Genomic DNA, 17429 nt, shown 5'->3' on the forward strand with positions numbered 1-17429 from the left:
CGCGCCCCGCCGCGGGGCGCGCGGGGGCCCGGCCGCGCGCCGGGGCCCGACCGGGTGGAGCCCCATTTCGTGATCCGGCTCATCACCGGGTTCAGGTTCTTCGGTTCCTATGGCATCACGGACCGGGTGGGAAGCGACGACGGTCTGGCCTGTGCGCTCCCGAACACCGTGGAGGCGGGGGAGAGGCTCGGGCGCGTGAGCTTCGGCGACCTCCCGGTCCTGGTCCCGAAGACCCCCGCCGACACCGGACCCGCGACGGGGGCCCTCGGCCCACCCGGCGAGGCGGGGGAGTACCACGCCACCACGGACTTCGACGTCGTCGGACAGGTCATCCGGTCCCTCCGGTTCGAGGAGGGCGCACGGGAACCCGGGTGATCACCCGTCCGTGGGCCGGAGCGAGGAGAAGTCGACGCCCGTGAGCTCCACGCTGCGGTTCCAGAGCCGGACGGCGACGTCGCGGTCGAGCACGCGGGGGACGGGGGCCACGAGTGCGGGTGCGCCACGGGTCTCCCCGGGACCGGAGGGCCCGTAGTAGTCCCCGCCCCGGACGCCGTCCGCCGTCGCCGCGTACAAGGTGGGCAGTGCTCCTTCGGCGTCCGACTGGCTGACCATCCTGACGACCACCGAGACGACGTCGAGCACCGCCGGGATCTTCATGCCGGCCGTCAGGTTGGTGTTGGCGACCCCGGGGTGCGCCGCGACCGAGACGAGGTCCCGACCCGCGGCCCGTGCGCGGCGGTCGAGCTCCGTCATGAAGTACAGGTTGGCGATCTTGCTCTGGCCGTAGGCCGCCCATCGGCTGTACCGCCGCTCCGACTGCAGGTCGTCGAACGCAATCCGCCCGCGCTTGTGGGCGAGACTGGACAGCGTGACCACGCGGGCCGGCCCTGCAGCCTGCAACTGGTCCAGGAGCAGCCCCGTGAGGGCGAAGTGGCCGAGGTGGTTCGTGCCGAACTGGAGCTCGAACCCGTCCGCCGTCGTGCCCCGGGGGGTCGCCATCACGCCGGCGTTGTTGATCAGGAGGTGGACCGGGCCGGTGAGGTCCGCCGCGAACCTCCGGACGGATCCCAGGTCGGAGAGATCGAGCTGCCGCATCTCCACGGAGGAGCTGCCCGTCTCCGCGCGCACCCTCCGCTCCGCCTCCCTGCCGCGTCCGGCGTCCCGGCAGGCGAGGACCACGTCGGCGCCCTTCCGTGCCAGGCCGATCGCGGTCTGCAGACCCAGGCCGCTGTTGGCCCCGGTGATGACCGCACGTCTGCCCGTGAGATCGCCGATCGCCTCCGCTGTGAAGTTGCTCATGATGTGCCCTCCCTGGGTCCTGGTATCCTCGAGCGGTGTCCACCGCCGGCGTCAGGATGATCCTCCTCTCAGCTTAGGGTCGCGAGCGGTCCGGTGGGTGCCGGGGGTTCGCAGGGGGTCGGAGCGCCCCCGGAGGGCTTCAGCCGGCGTGGTCCAGACGCGTGTTGATGCGATCCGTGAGCATCTTCAGCTGCTCCATCTCCCCGGAGGTCAGCGCCGGTGCCAGCACGTCCTGGATCCGCTGCACGTGGGCGGCGCCGATGTGCCGCTGGACGGCCCGGCCCTCCTCCGTGAGGGCGATCTCCACACCCCGCTGGTCGTTGTGCGCGGGACGTTTCTCGACGAGCTGCTTGGACTCGAGTCGATCCACCATGCGGCTGAGGCTGGGCTGACTGATGAGCAGGTGCTGGTTCAGTTCGTTCAAGCGGGTCCAGCCGGTCGCGCAGCGGCTCAGGTTGAACAGGACGTCGTACTCGCTGATCGGCAGTTCCCGGAAGGCGGGATCCTGACGGAGCCGACGCATCACTCCCACCTGGGCCCGGAAGAGCGACTCCCAGGTCTCGGACGCCTGGCGCGCGGAGGGCTGTGCCGACGGTGCGCCGGCGGAACTCCCCGCCGGTCGTCCGGCCGTCCGGGTGCCGCACTCCTCCGCCGGTACAGGACTCCCGTCCTGCGCCGTGGTCGACGTCTGCTCGGTCATGCCGTCCTCCCGGGACGCCTGGGTGCGCCCGCCCGATGGATTCGAATGCATCTACTATACGTGGGAACCCCGGACGGCATCATCCGTGCCCCTCGCTGCCCTGCGCAGGGCCCGCTCCTCGCGTCCTCCCTCCACCAACCGGTAGAGCACGGGGACGAGCACGAGCGTCAGGACCGTCGAGGAGACGAGCCCGCCGATCACGACGACCGCGAGGGGCTGGGAGATGAAGCCACCGCCACCGGTCAACCCCGAAGCCATCGGGATGAGGGCGAAGATGGTCGCGGAGGCCGTCATCAGGATCGGGCGCAGGCGCTGCCGCGCCCCCTCGCGGATCGCCTGGGGCACCGGCATCCCGGGCACGCCGTCGCGGGGGAGACGGTACTGGTTGATCAGGTCGATCAGCACGATCGCATTGGTGACCACGATGCCCACGAGCATCAGCATCCCGATGAGGGACGGCAGACCGAGGGGGATCCCGGTGAGGAGCAGCAGTGCGATCGCCCCGGTCCCGGCGAACGGGATGGAGACCAGCAGGATCAGGGGTTGGACGAGGCTCTTGAAGGTCGCCACCATGATCACGTAGACGATCGCCACCGCGGCCCAGAGCGCGAGGAACAGCTGGCCGAACGAATCGGCCTGCTCCGCCGTCGCGCCGCCCACCGTGGCGGTCGCACCGGCCGGGAGGTCGATCGTGGACAGCCGCGTGTCGACAGCCGAGGAGAGGGTGCCGAGATCGTCGCCCGACGGGGCGATCGACACCCGCGCCGTCCGCTGCCCGTTGGAGCTGGTGATGGAGAGCGGGACCTGCACCTCCTCCACCGACGCCACGTCCGAGAGCGGTACGGGGCCGCCGGCCGTGGGGATCTGGAGCCCACGCAACTGGTCCAGACTCGTGATCGGCGTCCCCTCACCGATCAGTACCGGGTAGTCGTCGGTGTCGAAACGGACGGAACCGGCCGGCAGGGCGCTGACCGTGCCACCCAGCAGTCCCGCGATCTGCCCCTCGCTGAGCCCGGCCGCGGCCGCGGCCGCGCGGTCCACGTCCACCTGCACCTGCGGCTGGTCCGAGGACAGGTTGCTGCTGACCTCCCCGGCGCCGTCGATGCCCTGCATGCCGTCGAGCACCGCGGCGCTCGCGGCCTCGAGGTCCTCGCTCGACGGAGCGGTGATGTCGATGTCGATGGTGTTGGACGTGCCGAGACCGCCGCCCTGGCTGGTCAGGGAGAACGTCCCGGCGTCGTCGAGCTCCTCGAGTTCGCGGCGCACCGCGTCCTGCAGCGCTTCCTGGTCCGCTTCCGCGTCCGTGATCACGGTGAACGTGGCGACCGACGCACCACCGGAGAACTGGGCGGCGAACCCTCCCTGGGCATTGCCCACCGTCAACTGGACGTCCTGGATGTCCGGATCGTCGGCGAGGATCTCCTCGGTGCGGCTTGCGGCCGCGGTGGTGGTCGCGAGACTGCTCCCGGGAGCCAGGGTTTGGGTGAGGGAGAAGCTGTTCTGGCCCGTCCCGCCCAGCAGGTTGGTGGGCAGGAACGGGATCATGGAGGCGGTGGCCCCGAGCACCAGCACCCCGCACAGCAGGGTGATGACGGGGTGGCGCTGGGTCTTCTCCAGCACCGGGAGGTAACCGCGCTGCAGGAACGAGCGGCGCTCCACGGCGGCGGTGTCCTGCGGATCTCCCGCGGACGACGCGGCGGCGTGCCGGGCCCGGCGCTTCCACGGCGGTGCGGCCGAGGTCCGGGGCAGGAACCAGTAGGCGAGGACCGGGACGATCGTGAGGGAGACGGCCAGGGAGGCCAGCAGGGCGATCCCGCTGGTCACCGCGAAGGGCCGGAACAGCTCCCCGGCCAGACCGCCCACCAGGGCGATCGGCGCGAAGACGGCGACCGTGGTCAGGGTGGAGGCGGTGATGGCTCCGGCGACCTCCCGGACGGCGGTGAGGATCGCCTCCCGCTTCTCCTCGCCGTAGCCCAGGTGCCGCTTGATGTTCTCGATCACCACGATGGAATCGTCCACCACGCGGCCGATGGCGATGGTCAGGGCTCCGAGGGTCAGCAGGTTGAGGGAGTACCCGGCGGTGTAGAGCCCGATGAAGGTGACCAGGAGGGAGAGGGGGATGGAGATGGCCGTGACGAGCGTGGAACGCACCGAGAGCAGGAAGACGAGGATCACGAGGACGGCGAAGCCGAGCCCCAGGATGCCCTCGGTGGTGAGGTCCTCGATGGACTGCTCGATGAACGGGGCCTGATCGAAGATGACGGTGATGTCCGCGGCGTTGCCGAGCTCGGTCTCGAGATCCGGGACGAGGTCGATGATCTGGTGGGAGATGTCCACGGTGTCGCCGTCCGGCACCTTGGTCACCGTGAGCGCGAGGGTCTCCACCCCGTTGGTGCGCGTGACGGAGGTCGGGTCGTCGTCGACGAGGTCCACGTCCGCGACCTCGCCGATCGTCACCACGGCCGCCGGGGCCGCGGGCGTCCCGGAGCCGCCGGCGTCCGGGAGCTCCGTGGGCACCCCTGTGCCGCCCTCCGCTGCGCCCGGTCCACCGGGAGGCGCGGTTCCCGCGGTGGCACCTCCCGGTGGCGTGCCGTCAGCCTGGGAGGCGCCGCCGGATGCGTCCGTGCCGGCACCGCTGTTCCCGGATCCATCGGGGAGCACCGGCAGCGTGCGGATGTCGTCGAGCGACCCGATGCGGCTCCCGGCCTCGATGGTCAGGGACTGCGGGTCCGCCTCGAGCGTCCCCACGGGGAACAGCGCGCCGTTGTCCTCCAGGGTGGAGGAGAGATCGGCGACGCTCAGCCCGGCGTCCGCCAGGGCCTCCTCCCGGGGGAGGACAGCGACGTGCTGGGTCGTTCCTCCTGAGATGTCCGCCGTGCGGACGCCCTCGATCTCCTGCAGGCGCGGCACCGTCAGCCGGGCGAGATCCAGATTGAGCTCGCTCAGGGACCGGTCCGAGGAGACCGCCATGAAGACGATCGGAAGATCGTTCACGCTCCCCGCGAGGGACTGCGGCTCCACGTCGCTCGGCAGGGCAGGACGCACCGCGGAGATCGCGCGGTCCACCTGTGCCCGGGCACGGTCGAGGTCGGTGCCGTAGACGAACACCAGGCTCACCGTGGACAGGCCGGTGCGGGAGGTCGCCGAGGACGACTCGAGTCCCTCCACCCCGGTGAGCGCCGCCTCGAGCGGTGCGCTCACCTGCTGGTCCAGGTATGCCGCGGAGGCGCCCGGCACGGTGGAGAGGACCGTGATCTGCGGGAACTCGAGGGACGGGACCAGTTCCTGCCGCAGGGAACCCAGCGTGATGACGCCGAATACCGAGGCGAGTACGGTGATGAGCGCGATGAGCGCTCGGTTGGCCAACGACAGCTGAGCCAGACGGAACAATGAACCTGCCTCTTGTCACGAGCGGAAGTGCAGCGGACCGGCGTGGCCGGCGGTGGCTAGGTGAGCTGGAGTACGCGGTCGGTGTGCGCCTGGACCTCGCCGGCCAGCGCGGCGTCCTTGTTCAGCTTCACGCCGTAGCCGGGAAGCATGTCCTTGAGCTTGGGCTCCCACTCGGACACCTTGCCGGGGAAGCAGCGCTTGAGCAGTTCCACCATGATCGGCGCAGCGGTGGAGGCTCCCGGGGAGGCGCCGAGCAGTGCTCCGACGGACCCGTCGGAGGAGGTGATGACCTCGGTCCCGAACTGCAGCACCCCGCCCTTCTTCGGTGCCTTCTTGATGACCTGCACGCGCTGTCCGGCGGAGATCAGTTCCCAGCTGCTCCCCTCCGCGAGCGGCATGAAGTCCGTGAGGGCCTCGTTCTTGGCCTCGCGGTTCTTCAGTACCTCCGTCACGAGGTACTTGGTCAGCGCCATGTTGTCCTTGGCGACGGCCAGCATGGGCACCAGGTTGGAACTGCGGATGGAGGTGGGCAGGTCCAGGTAGGATCCGCGCTTCAGGAACTTGGTGGAGAAACCGGCGTAGGGGCCGAAGAGCAGCGACCGCTCACCCTTGACGAAGCGGGTGTCGAGGTGCGGCACGGACATCGGCGGAGCGCCGACCGAGGCCTGGCCATACACCTTGGCCCGGTGCTGGTCCACGATCTCCGGGTCCGTGCAGCGCAGGAACTGCCCGGAGACCGGGAAGCCGGCGAAGCCACGGCCCTCGGGGATACCGGTGCGCTGCAGCAGGTGGAGTGCACCGCCGCCCGCCCCGATGAACACGAACTTGGTGGTGACGGTGCTGGTCTCGCCGGTCGCCTTGTTCTTGACCTTCACGTCCCAGCGTCCGTCGGAGGCGCGGGCCACGTCGAGGACGTCGAAGCCGTAGTGCAGGTCCACGCCCGTGCCGTCGAGGTAGGTGGTCAGCTGACGTGTGAGTGCACCGAAGTCGACGTCGGTGCCTCCTGCCACGCGTGATGCCGCCACCGGCTGGGACGGGTTGCGGCCGGCCATGATGAGCGGTGCCCACTCGGCGATCTTCGCGTGGTCCTCGCTGTACTCCATGGAGGAGAAGAGCGGTTGCGGGCTCAGGGCCTCGTGACGCCGGCGCAGGTACCGGGCGTTCGCCTGGCCCCAGACGAAACTCATGTGCGGGACCGCGTTGACGAAGGTCCGGGGGGAGCTGATGTGCCCCTCGGACACCAGGTGCGACCAGAACTGGCGCGAGACCTGGAACTGCTCGTTGATGGCCACGGCCTTCGTCGGATCGACCGAGCCGTCCTTGGAGGCGGGGGAGTAGTTCAACTCGCAGAGGGCCGAGTGTCCGGTCCCGGCGTTGTTCCAGGGATCGGAACTCTCGAGCCCGGCGACGTCGAGCCGTTCGAACAGGGAGATGTCCCAGTCGGGCTGGAGCTGTCGGAGGAAGGTGCCGGGCGTGGCGCTCATGATCCCACCGCCGATCAGGACGACGTCGGTGGTCTTGGCGGGCGAACCCTGGCTGTTCATGGTCAACATCGTCTCCAGTCGCGAGGTCCTAGCAGGGAAAGCGTGGCCTCTGCCGGTGACCTTACTTAAATCCGGAGGACTGCCCCGCGGCGGCCTGGTGCCGGGTGTCCGAGGGCGGTCACTCGGGGCGGGCGGGAACGGAGGTGTCGAGGTCGATCCGGTTGAAGACCTCGTTCATCACCGGGCTGGTGGGGTAGGAGATGACGCGGGGACCCATGGCCAGCGCGGAGATCGGGAACGCGAGGGGAACGGCGGGGATCCGGCGCGAGAGCTGGGCACTGATGTCCGCGTAGGCGGCACGCCGGTCATCCCCCTCGGACAACCCCCGTGCCCGATTGATCTTGCTGACGAGCTGGGGGTCCGAGTACCCGAACTCCGCGCTCGTGCTCCCGAACAGCGCACCCACGAAGTTGTCCGGGTCCTGGTAGCTGCCGCTCCACCCGAGGAGGTGGAACGCCCGGTCACCCTCACGCTGCACCGTGTCGAGGTAGTCGTCGCTCCACTGCACGGGCACCGGCTGGATGGTGAATCCCGCCTCCGTGAGCTGCCTGCTCAGCTCCGCGTACACCTTCTCCGGCGACGGGAGGTACGGCCGCGAGACGTTGCGCGGGTAGTAGAAGGGGAGGGGACGGCCGTCGTACCCCGATTGCTCCAGCAGTTCCCCCGCCAGCTCGGGGTCGTACCCGTAGTCCTCGACGTCCTCGGTGCCGACGCCGAGCTTCTGCGGGATGAACTGCGAGGTCGAACGGGTCCCGTTGAGGAAGCGTCCGTCGATCAGCGCGTTCTTGTCGATGGCGTGCGCCACGGCCTGACGGAAGAGCAGGTCGTCCACGCCCGGGAAGTCCTGGTTCAGCCCCAGGTACAGCACCGAGTAGGGATCGCGCTGCAGGAACTGGAGGCCGTTGCGGGCGAGGTCCCCGGCGCTCTCCACCGAGACGAAGTCGTAGCCGTCGATCCTCCCGGAGGTCAGGGCCCGCGCCCGCGAGTCGGGGTTGGAGATGGTGGTGAACACGACCTCGTCGATGTCACCGCGCTCCCCCCAGTACGCGTCGAAGAAGCGCAGGTCCACCCGGCCGGCCTGCCAGTCCTCCAGGACGAACGGCCCGGTGCCCACGGGGGCGAGGCCGTAGCGGGACACCGCACCGCTGTCGCGCGTCTCCGAGAGGACGTCGGCGGTCTCCGCCTCGAGCGCCGCGGGGGAGGCGATGGCGAAGGCGGGGGACGCGAGCGCGGACAGCAGACCCGTGACCGGGCTCGCGAGCCTGATCTCCGCCGTGTACTCGGACGTCGCGCTGCAGCCCTGGTAGAGGCTGAGTTCGGGCTGGTCGGAGTAGGCACGGAAGACGTTCTCGAACGGCAACCGCGCGGTGCCGCGTGCCTCGCTCGGGAGCTCGTACCAGCGGTCGAAGTTGGTGCACACCGCCCGGGCCGTGAAGGGCGTGCCGTCGTGGAAGACGACGTCCTCCCGGAGGTCGAACTCGTAGCTGCGCCCGCCGTCCCCCTGTTCCCAGGACTCGGCGAGCAGGGGGACGGGTTCGGAGGTGAGGGGGTCCACCCCGGTGAGACCCTCCATGATCTGCTGCGTCACGCGGTAGGACTCGGTGTCGTTGGCCAGGGCCGGATCGAGGGTGCGTGGATCCGCGGCCGTGCCGAAGGTGAAGGTGGAGAGCTCTGCGGCGCCCCCGCCCTCGGTCGCTGCCGTGGTGGGCTGCTGCGGTGCGGGGACCTCGGCGGGTGTGCAGGCGACGAGCGAGAGCACGGCGGGGACCGCGACCACCGGGGGGCGGCGGACGACGGGGCCGCCGGGGCGGACGCGGCTCGCAGCTGGGGGCTTCACGGGGTGGTGCTCTCCGGGCAGGGGCGGTCCCGGTCAGCGGGGCCGGGCGGGGTCGACTGCCCAGTCTAGGCGATGGTCCTGGTGGCATCCGCCGGGGAGGTGGACGGGCAGGGGCGGGAACGAGCAGGACCCCCTCGCCGCGTGGCCGAGGGGGCCCCGCTCAGGATGCTGCACGGAGGCGGGTGCGCCCGGGTGGCGTGCCGGCTCTACTCGGCCGGAGGGGTGAGCACGCCGTCGATCAGGTAGACCACGGCGTTGGAGGTCTGCACGCCACCGCAGATGACGTTGGCGTCGTTGACCATGAGCTCGTCGCCGGAGCCGGTGATCTCCACCTCGCCGCCCTGGACGGTCTCCTGCATGGTGCCCTCGAGCTCGGTCGGCTGGATCTTGCCGGCGACCACGTGATAGGTCAGGATGCTGCTGAGCGTGTCGGCGTCGGTCTGCAGGGTCTCGAGCGTCGCCGCGTCGAGTGCCTCGAAGGCCGAGTCGACCGGAGCGAAGACGGTGAACTCGCCGCTGTTGAGGGTGTCGACCAGGTTGACGTCGGGGTTCAGCTGGCCGCTGACCGCCGCAGTGAGCTGCGTCAGGAGCGGATTGGCGCCTGCGGCCTCGGTGACGGGGAGGAGGGACATGCCCTCGACCGAGCCGTCCCCGTCCGGCACCTGTGCCGCGTAGTCGCCGCAGCCGGCACCCACGAGGTTGGCCATGACGTCCATGTCCTCGCCGGCCATCGGGGTCTCCGAGGCCTCCATGCTCGATTCCATGCTGGCCTCGGGCGATGCGGACTCGCTCTCCATGGGTGCCTCGGAGGCATCCTGGCTCGGGCCGCCCTGGGTCGCCATCTCCGGCTCGTCGTCGCCGCCGCCGCAGGCCGCGAGGCCGAGCATCGAGACTGCTGCGATGCCGAGGATGGAGAGGTTCCTGCGCTTGGTGATTCCCATGAGATCTTCCTCCGTGAACGTGACCCGGGGTGTGCCCGGGATCTGTGGCTGATGGTGAAACACATCGTGTCGATGTCTCAGGGGTACTTCGCCCCGCCCCTCCGGGTGGATGGGTCGGTCCTGGAAAATTTCTTCGCCGTGGTCCGCGCCCGGTGCGGGAACCGCCGGGACTCCGGTCCGTGCCCGCCCGGCGACAGCGAAGGCCCCGACCGATCGATCCGGTCGGGGCCTTCGTCATCTGCGAGATCGTGCGCGAGAGGGGACTTGAACCCCTACGTCCGAAGACACTGGAACCTAAATCCAGCGCGTCTGCCAATTCCGCCACTCACGCCCGCCGAGCACCCCGCAGGGGCTCGCGGTGCACCACTCTATCGAACCCGCGCTCGCGGCCGCTATGCGTCGATGCCGAGGTCGCGGCGGAGCTTGGCCACGTGTCCGGTCGCCTTCACGTTGTACTGCGCGAGGCCCACCGTGCCCGCAGGGTCGACGACGACGGTGGAGCGGATGAGCCCCTCGTAGGTCCTCCCGTAGTTCTTCTTCTCACCCCACGCACCGTAGGCCTCGGCCACGGCGTGGTCCTCGTCGGACAGCAGTGGGAACGTGAGGGACTGCTGCTCGGCGAAGGCGGCGAGCTTGTCCACCGGATCGGGCGAGATCCCGAGCACGCGGTACCCGGCCGCTGCGAGGGAGGCCAGGTTGTCGCGGAAGTCGCACGCCTGGGTGGTGCATCCCGGGGTGGATGCAGCCGGGTAGAAGTAGACCACGACGTTGTCGCCGCGGAAGGAGGACAGCGTCACCTCCGCGCCGTCGGCGGCGGTCAGCGTGAAATCGGGGGCGTCGTCCCCGACGCCGAGTCGGTTCGTCATGGTTCTCCCGGTGGCTCGAAGGGCGGGTCGCTGCCGCGGCGGACGTCATGTCGGGGCAACGGAGGGCATTCCTAGCCAGTCTAGCTATCATGGTGGGATGCCCGGCGACGACCGACGTCGCCGTGCAGTCGATCGAGAGGAAGTGCACATCACCATGCCCGATCTGGAGCAATGGCCCACGGGCCGACTGCTGACGACGGCAGCGCGTCTTGTCGAGCACGCCTGGAACGAGCGCCTCGTGGACATCGGGGTCACCCATGCCGGGGTGATCGCCCTCGGCGTCCTCGGCGACCAGGGTGCCATGACGCAGGCGAGCCTCGCGCAGATCGTGCGGGTGCAGGCGCAGACCATGGGCAAGACGCTCGCGCGGCTCGAGGGCCGGGGGCACGTGCAGCGGGTGCGCAACGATCTCGACCGGCGCTCGCACCTGGTGTCCATCTCGCCGGCGGGGCGGGAGGTCCTCGTGGCCGCCGCCGACATCGAGCGCACGCTGATCGCCGGCGGCGGTCTCGTGTCCGAGGAGCTGAGGAAGCATCTCCAGGGCGTGATCCGCCAACTCGGTGCGCCGCGCTGGAACCCCGTGAGCGGCGGTCAGGAATTCTCCACTGCCGCGGGCGAGCAGTCGGACGTCCCCGGGGACGTGACCCCGGTACTCCGCTAGGAGCGAGCCTGCTCCGGAGGAGCTCGACGTCCTGCGGCACGCAGAACGCCCGAGCGGGCCCGGTGACGACTCGTCCCCACCCTCGTGACGACCCGGCGCCTACTGCGCTCTTTACACTGCTTCTCCCGGGAAGGGAACCGTAGGCCGGGTAGCACCGCTGCAGCATGATCCACTTGCGCGACCAGCAGGCTGATGATCTGTTGGGGATCGTGAGCCTCGATGATGCAGGAACCAGTACGCGCAGGCGTCCGCCCGCAGGCACGCCGGCAGCGACGGCGTGCACCACGACGGACGGCGCCCCCGCAGGGCCTTCCCTCAAAGCAGCCCTCCGGGACGACATCGCCCTGCGTCATCTGGAGATCGCCGAATCGGTGGCGCGCTCCTTCGCCGTCGCCGGTCCCGAGGCCCCGGACATCCGGCAGGTCGCCTACCTCGGCCTCATCAAGGCGGTGCAGCGCTTCGACCCCTCCCGCGGGGTGCCCTTCGCCTCCTTCGCGCTGCCCACCATCACCGGGGAGATCAAGCGCTACCTGCGCGACTCCTGCTGGGTCATCCGCCCGCCGCGGGACGTCCAGGACCTCAGAACGGAGATCACGCGGACGGCCCCCGCCCTGGCACAGCGGCTGGGCCGGGAGGCCACCGCACGTGAGCTCGCGGTGGAGCTGGGGTGTCCGGAGAGCAAGGTCCTCGAAGCGCAGATCTCCCACACCAGCCTCCGCCCCGACTCCCTCGACGTCCCGTTCGAGGGCCGCAGCTGGGGCGACACCCTCGCCGCGGACCTCCATGGGACGGAGCGCAGCGACGACATGATCTCGCTGCGCGGGGCCGTCAACGAGCTGGACGGGGCGGAGAAGGAGCTCCTGTACCGCCGGTACTTCATGGAGCAGACGCAGCAGGCCATCGCCGACGACCTCGGGATGTCGCAGATGCAGGTCTCCCGGATGCTCGCGCGGATCCTGGTAACGCTGCAGAAGCGGCTGCTGGAGGCACCCGCCCCGCAGGGCGTGCACTCGTCGCGGACCGGCTGACACCCGGGCCGGCTCCCTCGGGGGAGGATCCGGTGCCAGGTCCCGGGATCAGGAGATCCCGTGGTCGGCCGCGGCGGCGAGGACCTGCTCCACGGTGACGGCCAGCAGTGCGGGATCGGGCAGGGGGGAGAACGTCTCGCCCACCCGCACCGACTCGTCCGTGAGCACCGTGTGGGGTCCGGGCGGCGGCCCCCAGGCCGATGGCGGCGCCGGCCCGAACAGCACCACGGACGGGCGTGCGTAGGCGGAGGCCAGGTGCGCGGCGCCGGTGTCGGCGGAGATCACCAGGGCCGCGCCGGAGATCAGCCCGGCGAACCGATCGAGAGTCAGCCTGCCCGCCGCGACGGAGTCCTCGGGCAGTCCGGCCGCGTCCGCGACGGCGAGCGCGCGGGGGCGTTCCTTCTCGCTGCCGGTGAAGAGCACCCGGTGGCCGGAATCCGCCAGCACGCGGGCCACCGCGGCGAACCGCTCCACCGGCCAGAGCCTGCTGCCGTAGGCGGCACCCACGTGGATGACGACGGCGCCGGGCGCCGGGCTCCCGCCCTCGGGTACGAGCAGCCCGCAGTCCAGGGGATCGGCGGGTACCCCGTGCCAGCTGACCAGCGAGGCCCAGCGTTCCCGCTCGAGGGCGCCGTCGTGCCACCGAGGGCCGTCCCACCCGGGCGCGCGGTACCCCATGCGCCGTTGCGCACCGATCGCCTCCAGCCGGCCCCTGCTCTCGGCGCCGTTGCCGTGGAGGTTCACGGCGATCTCGATCCGCCCGTGCTCGACGGGCAGCGGGTCGTCGAGGCCGTGGGTGGGCAGGAGATCGTCGACCGCCCCGGTGAGGGCGATGACGGGGCGGAGCCACTCCTGGGCGGCGTAGAGGATCCGGTGCTCCGGGAAGGCCCGCCGGAGTCCCTTGAGCGCCGGGACCGCCACCAGGAGGTCGCCGAGTTTCAGCGCGCGCAGGGCGAGGATCTCGGGGCGTCCGTCGGGTGCGGGTGTGGACGCCGGGACGGTGGCGGTCTGTTCCGGCGCAGGCCGGGCGCTCGTGGTGGAGGTGCCCTCGGGAGTCATGGGCCTCATCCTGCCAGAGGTTGGCGGGAGCGCCCCGTTCCGGGTGCGGCGGGGAGGCGGAGGGCAGGCGGGGGAGAAGAAGTTCGGTGCAAAGTGTTTAGTAGTGCTCCTTCCCGGGAACTAAGCCTGTATGCATACTTCGCCCGAGCCGGCGCCCCCGGCGCCGCAGGCGGTCCTCCTGGACCGGGACGGCACCATCGTGGTGGACGTCCCCTACAACGGTGACCCCGACCTCGTCCAGCCCATGCCGGGTGCGCGCGAGGTGCTCGACGGGCTCCGCGGCCGCGGTGTCCGGCTCGGTGTGGTGACCAACCAGTCCGGCATAGCCCGCGGCTACGTCACCCGCGACCAGGTCGATGCCGTCAATGCCCGCGTGGAGGAGCTGCTCGGCCCGTTCGAGGTGTGGGAGGTCTGCCCGCACGGCCCGGAGGACGGGTGCGGATGCCGGAAACCCGGTCCGGGCATGGTGCTCTCCGCCTGCGCACGCCTGGGGCTGGAGCCGTCCGAGGTGGCCCTGATCGGGGACATCGGCGCGGACATGGGCGCCGCCGTCGCGGCCGGCGCCAGGAGCGTGCTGGTGCCCACCGACATCACGCTCGAGGAGGAGGTCCTCGCGGCCCCGGCGGTGGCCCGGGACCTCGCCGGAGCCGTCCGCCTCCTCGGGGTGGGGGCCTCGTGAGGCGACGCGTGCTGGTGGCGCGCCTGGACAGCGCCGGGGACGTGCTCCTCGCCGGCCCCGCCGTCCGGGCCGTGGCCGCCGGTGACCACGGGGACGCACCGAACGACGTCGTCATGCTGTGCGGGCCGCAGGGTGCCGCCGCGGCGCGGATCCTGCCCGGCGTCGTCGACGTCATCACCTGGGCGGCCCCCTGGACCGTGGACCCCGCACCCGCGCCCACCGCGGAGCACATGGCGGAACTGCACGACGCCGTGGTGGCCCTGGACGTGGACGAGGCCGTGATCCTGACCTCGTTCCACCAGTCCCCCCTGCCCCTCGCGCTCCAGCTGAGGCTGGCCGGTGTGCGGCGGATCGCCGGCGCGTCCGTGGACTACGCCGGGTCCCTCCTCGACGTCCGGCTGAAGCCCGGCGAGGACTTCCCGGAGGACCAGCCCGAGGCCGAACGCGCGCTCGGCATCGCCGAGGCCGCCGGGTACGCCCTGCCGTCCGGGGACGACGGCCGGCTGCAGGTCACCCGGCTGGAGGACGCCTCGGACCTCGTGGGCGCGGGCCCCTACGGGGCGGTGCACCCCGGGGCGGCCGTCCCGGCACGCGCCTGGCCGCCGTTGCCCCACGCCGCGGCCGTGGAGCTGCTCACCGCGGCGGGTTTCCGCGTGGTGGTGACCGGTGGCCCCGGTGAGACGGAGCTGACCTCCACCGTCGCCGGTCCGGAGGCGCTGGACCTGGGCGGGCGGACGGCGCTGCCGCTGCTGGGGTCCGTCCTCGCGGGGGCGTCCGGGGTGATCACCGGCAACACCGGCCCGGCGCACCTCGCCGCCGCCGTGGGAACACCGGTGGTGTGCCTCTTCCCCCCGGTGGTGCCGGCCGTCCGCGGGGCGCCCTACCGGGTGCCGGTGGAGCTGCTCGGCGACCAGGACGCCGCCTGCGCCCTCAGCCGGGCGCGCATCTGCCCGGTGCAGGGCCATCCCTGCCTGTCCGACGTCTCGCCCGAGAACGTGGTGGACGCCGTCCTCCGGCTCAGCTCCGGGGTGTCGTCCCTGGGGTCACGCCGCACCATCGGCCGTACGGACGGCCGCAGAACCGTGAGGGGAGATCGATGAGGATCCTGCTGTGGCACGTGCACGGGGGCTGGACCGACGCCTTCGTGCGGGGGACGCACACCTACCTGCTGCCCACCACGCCCGACGGCGGTGCGTGGGGTCTCGGTCGCGCGGGCAGGGACTGGCCCGGCTCCGTGGTCGAGATCCACCCCGCCGATCTCGCGGACGCCGACGTCGACGTCGTCGTGCTGCAGCGGGTCGAGGAGATCGCCGAGTGCGAGCGGCTCCTCGGGCGGACCCCGGGCCGGGATCTGCCGGCGGTGTTCCTCGAGCACAACACCCCGCGCCGCGACATCGTGGGCACGGTGCACCCGCTGGCGGACCAGACGGAGATCCCCGTGCTGCACGTCACGCACTTCAACGAGCTGTTCTGGGACAACGGGAGCGCGCGCACCCGCGTGATCGAGCACGGCATCGTCGATCCCGGGTACCTCTACACCGGTGACCTGGAGCAGTTCGCCGCGGTGATCAACGAACCCGTGCGGCGGGGCCGGATCACCGGGACGGACCTGCTGCCGCGCTTCGCCGGGGTGGCCCCGCTGGAGGTCTTCGGCATGGGGACGGACGGTCTCGCGGACGCCCTGGACCTCGGCCCGGGTGAACTGCTGATCGGCGGGGACCTGCCCATGGCACAACTGCACGCGCGGCTGGGCCGTTCCCGGGCGTACGTCCACCCTCTGCGGTGGACCTCGCTCGGGCTCTCGCTCCTGGAGGCCATGCACGTGGGGTTGCCGGTGCTGGCACTGGCCACCACGGAGGCCGCCCGCGCCGTGCCGCCCGAGGCGGGGGCGATCTCCACCAGGATCGACGACCTCGTGCGGGCCGCGGCACGCATGATCGAGGATCCGGGGGCAGCCCGGGCCCGGGGGCTGGTGGCACGGGAGGCGGCACTCGCCCGGTACGGACTGGCCCGCTTCCTCGCCGACTGGGACGAGGTCCTCGCGGAGGAACCGGGACGGGGACCGGTGCTGGCGGTAACGGAAAGGGGAGCACGATGAAGATCTCGATGGTGTCGGAGCACGCGAGCCCGCTCGCGGCGTTGGGAGGCGTGGACGCGGGTGGGCAGAACGTCCATGTCGCGGAGCTCTCGCTCGCCCTGGCCCGCCGCGGCCACGAGGTGACCGTATATACGCGCCGGGACGACGCCGCGCTGCCGGACCGGGTGCGGACCGACCCGCTGCTCGAGGTGGTGCACGTCACCGCCGGGCCCGCGCACAACGTGCCGAAGGACCAGCTGCTGCCCTACATGGCCGAGTTCGCGACGGGGATCGTGGCCGACTGGGGCGAGGATCCGCCGGACATCGTGCACGGGCACTTCTGGATGTCCGGCCTCGCCGCCCTCGATGCCGCCCGGCAGGCCAGGACCGCCGGCCGGCAGGTCCAGGTGATCCAGACCTTCCACGCCCTCGGCTCCGTCAAGCGGCGCCACCAGGGCGCGGAGGACACCAGCCCCTCCGAGCGGTTGATGCTCGAGACGATGGTGGGACGCAGCGCCGACCGGGTGATCGCGACCTGCTCGGACGAGGTCTTCGAGCTGAAGGCGCTCGGCGTACCGGTCGGCCAGATCTCGATCGCACCGTGCGGTGTGGATCTGGACCTCTTCATGCCCCGGGGGCCCGTGGAGTCGCGCGGGCGGGCGCACCGGATCGTCAGCGTGGGCCGGCTGGTGCCGCGGAAGGGCATGGACCTCGTGATCCGGGCCCTGCGCGAGCTGGCGGACCTCGGCCGCACCGACGTCGAGCTCGTGATCGTGGGTGGTGCCGGCAACGCGGTGCGCCTGGAGGAGGATCCCGAGGCGCGGCGGCTCCTCGCCCTGGCCGCGGACCTCGGGGTGTCCGACCGCGTGGTCCTGCGGGGTCAGGTCTCCCGCGCCGAGATGCCGGCGGTGCTGCGCAGCGCCGACGCCGTGGTGTGCGCGCCCTGGTACGAGCCCTTCGGCATCGTGCCGCTCGAGGCGATGGCCTGCGGTGTGCCCGTGGTGGCGGCCGCCGTCGGCGGGCTGGTGGACACCGTGGTGGACGGCACGACCGGTCTGCACGTGCCTCCCGAGGATCCCGCCGCGCTGGCCGCGGCGATCGAGCGGGTGGTGGCCGATCCGGACTGGGGCCGCCGGCTGGGCGACGACGGTTACCGCCGGGTCCGGGCCCGGTACTCGTGGAGCCGCATCGCGGCGGACACGGAGAAGGCGTACCAGAGCGCCCTCGGTGCGGCAGCGCCCGCCGAAAGGGCCACCGCGCGGCGGAGCGCCGCGCGTCGACTCGAGAGCACGGGGGGCAGGGCACTGTGACAACGCATCTTCCAGAGGTCCGGACGGCGGGATCGGCG

The 17429-nt window shown here is 71.4% G+C and carries 14 protein-coding genes, 1 tRNA gene and 1 pseudogene; 7 read left to right on the top strand and 9 right to left on the bottom strand.

Going from position 1 to position 17429, the window contains the following annotated elements; genetic code table 11:
• A pseudogene (locus tag AC792_RS07385) lies at nt 1-375 on the top strand (hypothetical protein); the annotation flags it as partial.
• On the opposite strand, the gene AC792_RS07390 reads toward AC792_RS07385, so the two are convergent.
• The 8 genes from AC792_RS07390 to bcp all read right to left on the bottom strand — a co-directional run bounded on the left by AC792_RS07390 (nt 376) and on the right by bcp (nt 10577).
• Complete coding sequence (locus AC792_RS07390) at nt 376-1299, bottom strand: oxidoreductase (protein ID WP_049829920.1); 924 nt, start codon at nt 1297-1299, stop codon at nt 376-378.
• Between the two features lie 139 nt (nt 1300-1438).
• Nucleotides 1439-1999: a MarR family winged helix-turn-helix transcriptional regulator gene (locus AC792_RS07395; protein WP_049829921.1), complete on the bottom strand. Its 561-nt coding sequence runs from the start codon at nt 1997-1999 to the stop codon at nt 1439-1441.
• Nucleotides 2000-2053: 54 nt separating this feature from the next.
• The gene (locus AC792_RS07400; protein WP_049829922.1) at nt 2054-5389 is read right to left on the bottom strand and encodes an efflux RND transporter permease subunit; all 3336 of its coding nucleotides are present in this window, start codon (nt 5387-5389) and stop codon (nt 2054-2056) included.
• Nucleotides 5390-5445: 56 nt separating this feature from the next.
• A complete protein-coding gene (locus AC792_RS07405; protein ID WP_152916085.1) occupies nt 5446-6933 on the bottom strand; it encodes a malate:quinone oxidoreductase in 1488 nt (495 codons plus the stop codon).
• A gap of 118 nt (nt 6934-7051) precedes the next feature.
• On the bottom strand, nt 7052-8770 hold the full coding sequence (locus tag AC792_RS07410) for an ABC transporter substrate-binding protein (protein ID WP_235436452.1): 1719 nt from the start codon (nt 8768-8770) through the stop codon (nt 7052-7054).
• A gap of 206 nt (nt 8771-8976) precedes the next feature.
• Nucleotides 8977-9711: a fasciclin domain-containing protein gene (locus tag AC792_RS07415; RefSeq protein ID WP_049829924.1), complete on the bottom strand. Its 735-nt coding sequence runs from the start codon at nt 9709-9711 to the stop codon at nt 8977-8979.
• A 249-nt stretch (nt 9712-9960) separates the two neighbouring features.
• Nucleotides 9961-10042: transfer RNA gene (locus AC792_RS07420), tRNA-Leu, on the bottom strand.
• Between the two features lie 61 nt (nt 10043-10103).
• On the bottom strand, nt 10104-10577 hold the full coding sequence (gene bcp / locus AC792_RS07425) for a thioredoxin-dependent thiol peroxidase (protein ID WP_049829925.1): 474 nt from the start codon (nt 10575-10577) through the stop codon (nt 10104-10106).
• 154 nt (nt 10578-10731) lie between these two features.
• On the opposite strand from bcp, the gene AC792_RS07430 reads away from it, so the two are divergent.
• Together AC792_RS07430 and AC792_RS07435 are read left to right on the top strand one after the other, a co-directional pair.
• Nucleotides 10732-11238 carry a MarR family winged helix-turn-helix transcriptional regulator gene (locus tag AC792_RS07430; RefSeq protein WP_049829951.1) on the top strand — a complete coding sequence of 169 codons (507 nt, stop codon included), beginning with the start codon at nt 10732-10734 and terminating at the stop codon, nt 11236-11238.
• A 209-nt stretch (nt 11239-11447) separates the two neighbouring features.
• Nucleotides 11448-12266, top strand: coding sequence for a sigma-70 family RNA polymerase sigma factor (locus AC792_RS07435; protein WP_235436453.1), 819 nt, complete (start codon nt 11448-11450; stop codon nt 12264-12266).
• Nucleotides 12267-12314: 48 nt separating this feature from the next.
• Here the strand turns inward: AC792_RS07435 and AC792_RS07440 are convergent, their stop codons facing one another.
• Complete coding sequence (locus AC792_RS07440) at nt 12315-13325, bottom strand: glycosyltransferase family 9 protein (RefSeq protein WP_082177557.1); 1011 nt, start codon at nt 13323-13325, stop codon at nt 12315-12317.
• A gap of 130 nt (nt 13326-13455) precedes the next feature.
• On the opposite strand from AC792_RS07440, the gene AC792_RS17730 reads away from it, so the two are divergent.
• From AC792_RS17730 to AC792_RS07460, 4 genes are read left to right on the top strand one after another with little or no spacing between them, the layout of a single operon-like run.
• On the top strand, nt 13456-14004 hold the full coding sequence (locus AC792_RS17730) for a D-glycero-alpha-D-manno-heptose-1,7-bisphosphate 7-phosphatase (protein ID WP_049829926.1): 549 nt from the start codon (nt 13456-13458) through the stop codon (nt 14002-14004).
• Nucleotides 14001-15104, top strand: coding sequence for a glycosyltransferase family 9 protein (locus tag AC792_RS07450; protein WP_049829927.1), 1104 nt, complete (start codon nt 14001-14003; stop codon nt 15102-15104). The genes AC792_RS17730 and AC792_RS07450 overlap by 4 nt, the downstream gene beginning before the upstream one ends.
• On the top strand, nt 15101-16102 hold the full coding sequence (locus AC792_RS07455; protein ID WP_049829928.1) for a glycosyltransferase: 1002 nt from the start codon (nt 15101-15103) through the stop codon (nt 16100-16102). The genes AC792_RS07450 and AC792_RS07455 overlap by 4 nt, the downstream gene beginning before the upstream one ends.
• Entirely contained in the window at nt 16099-17391 is a 1293-nt protein-coding gene (locus AC792_RS07460; RefSeq protein ID WP_082177559.1) for a glycosyltransferase, read from the top strand. Before AC792_RS07455 ends, AC792_RS07460 begins: the two co-directional genes overlap by 4 nt.
• Nucleotides 17392-17429: the final 38 nt, after the last annotated feature.

The organism is Arthrobacter sp. RIT-PI-e, assembly GCF_001187915.1.
Taxonomy (GTDB): domain Bacteria; phylum Actinomycetota; class Actinomycetes; order Actinomycetales; family Micrococcaceae; genus Arthrobacter_D.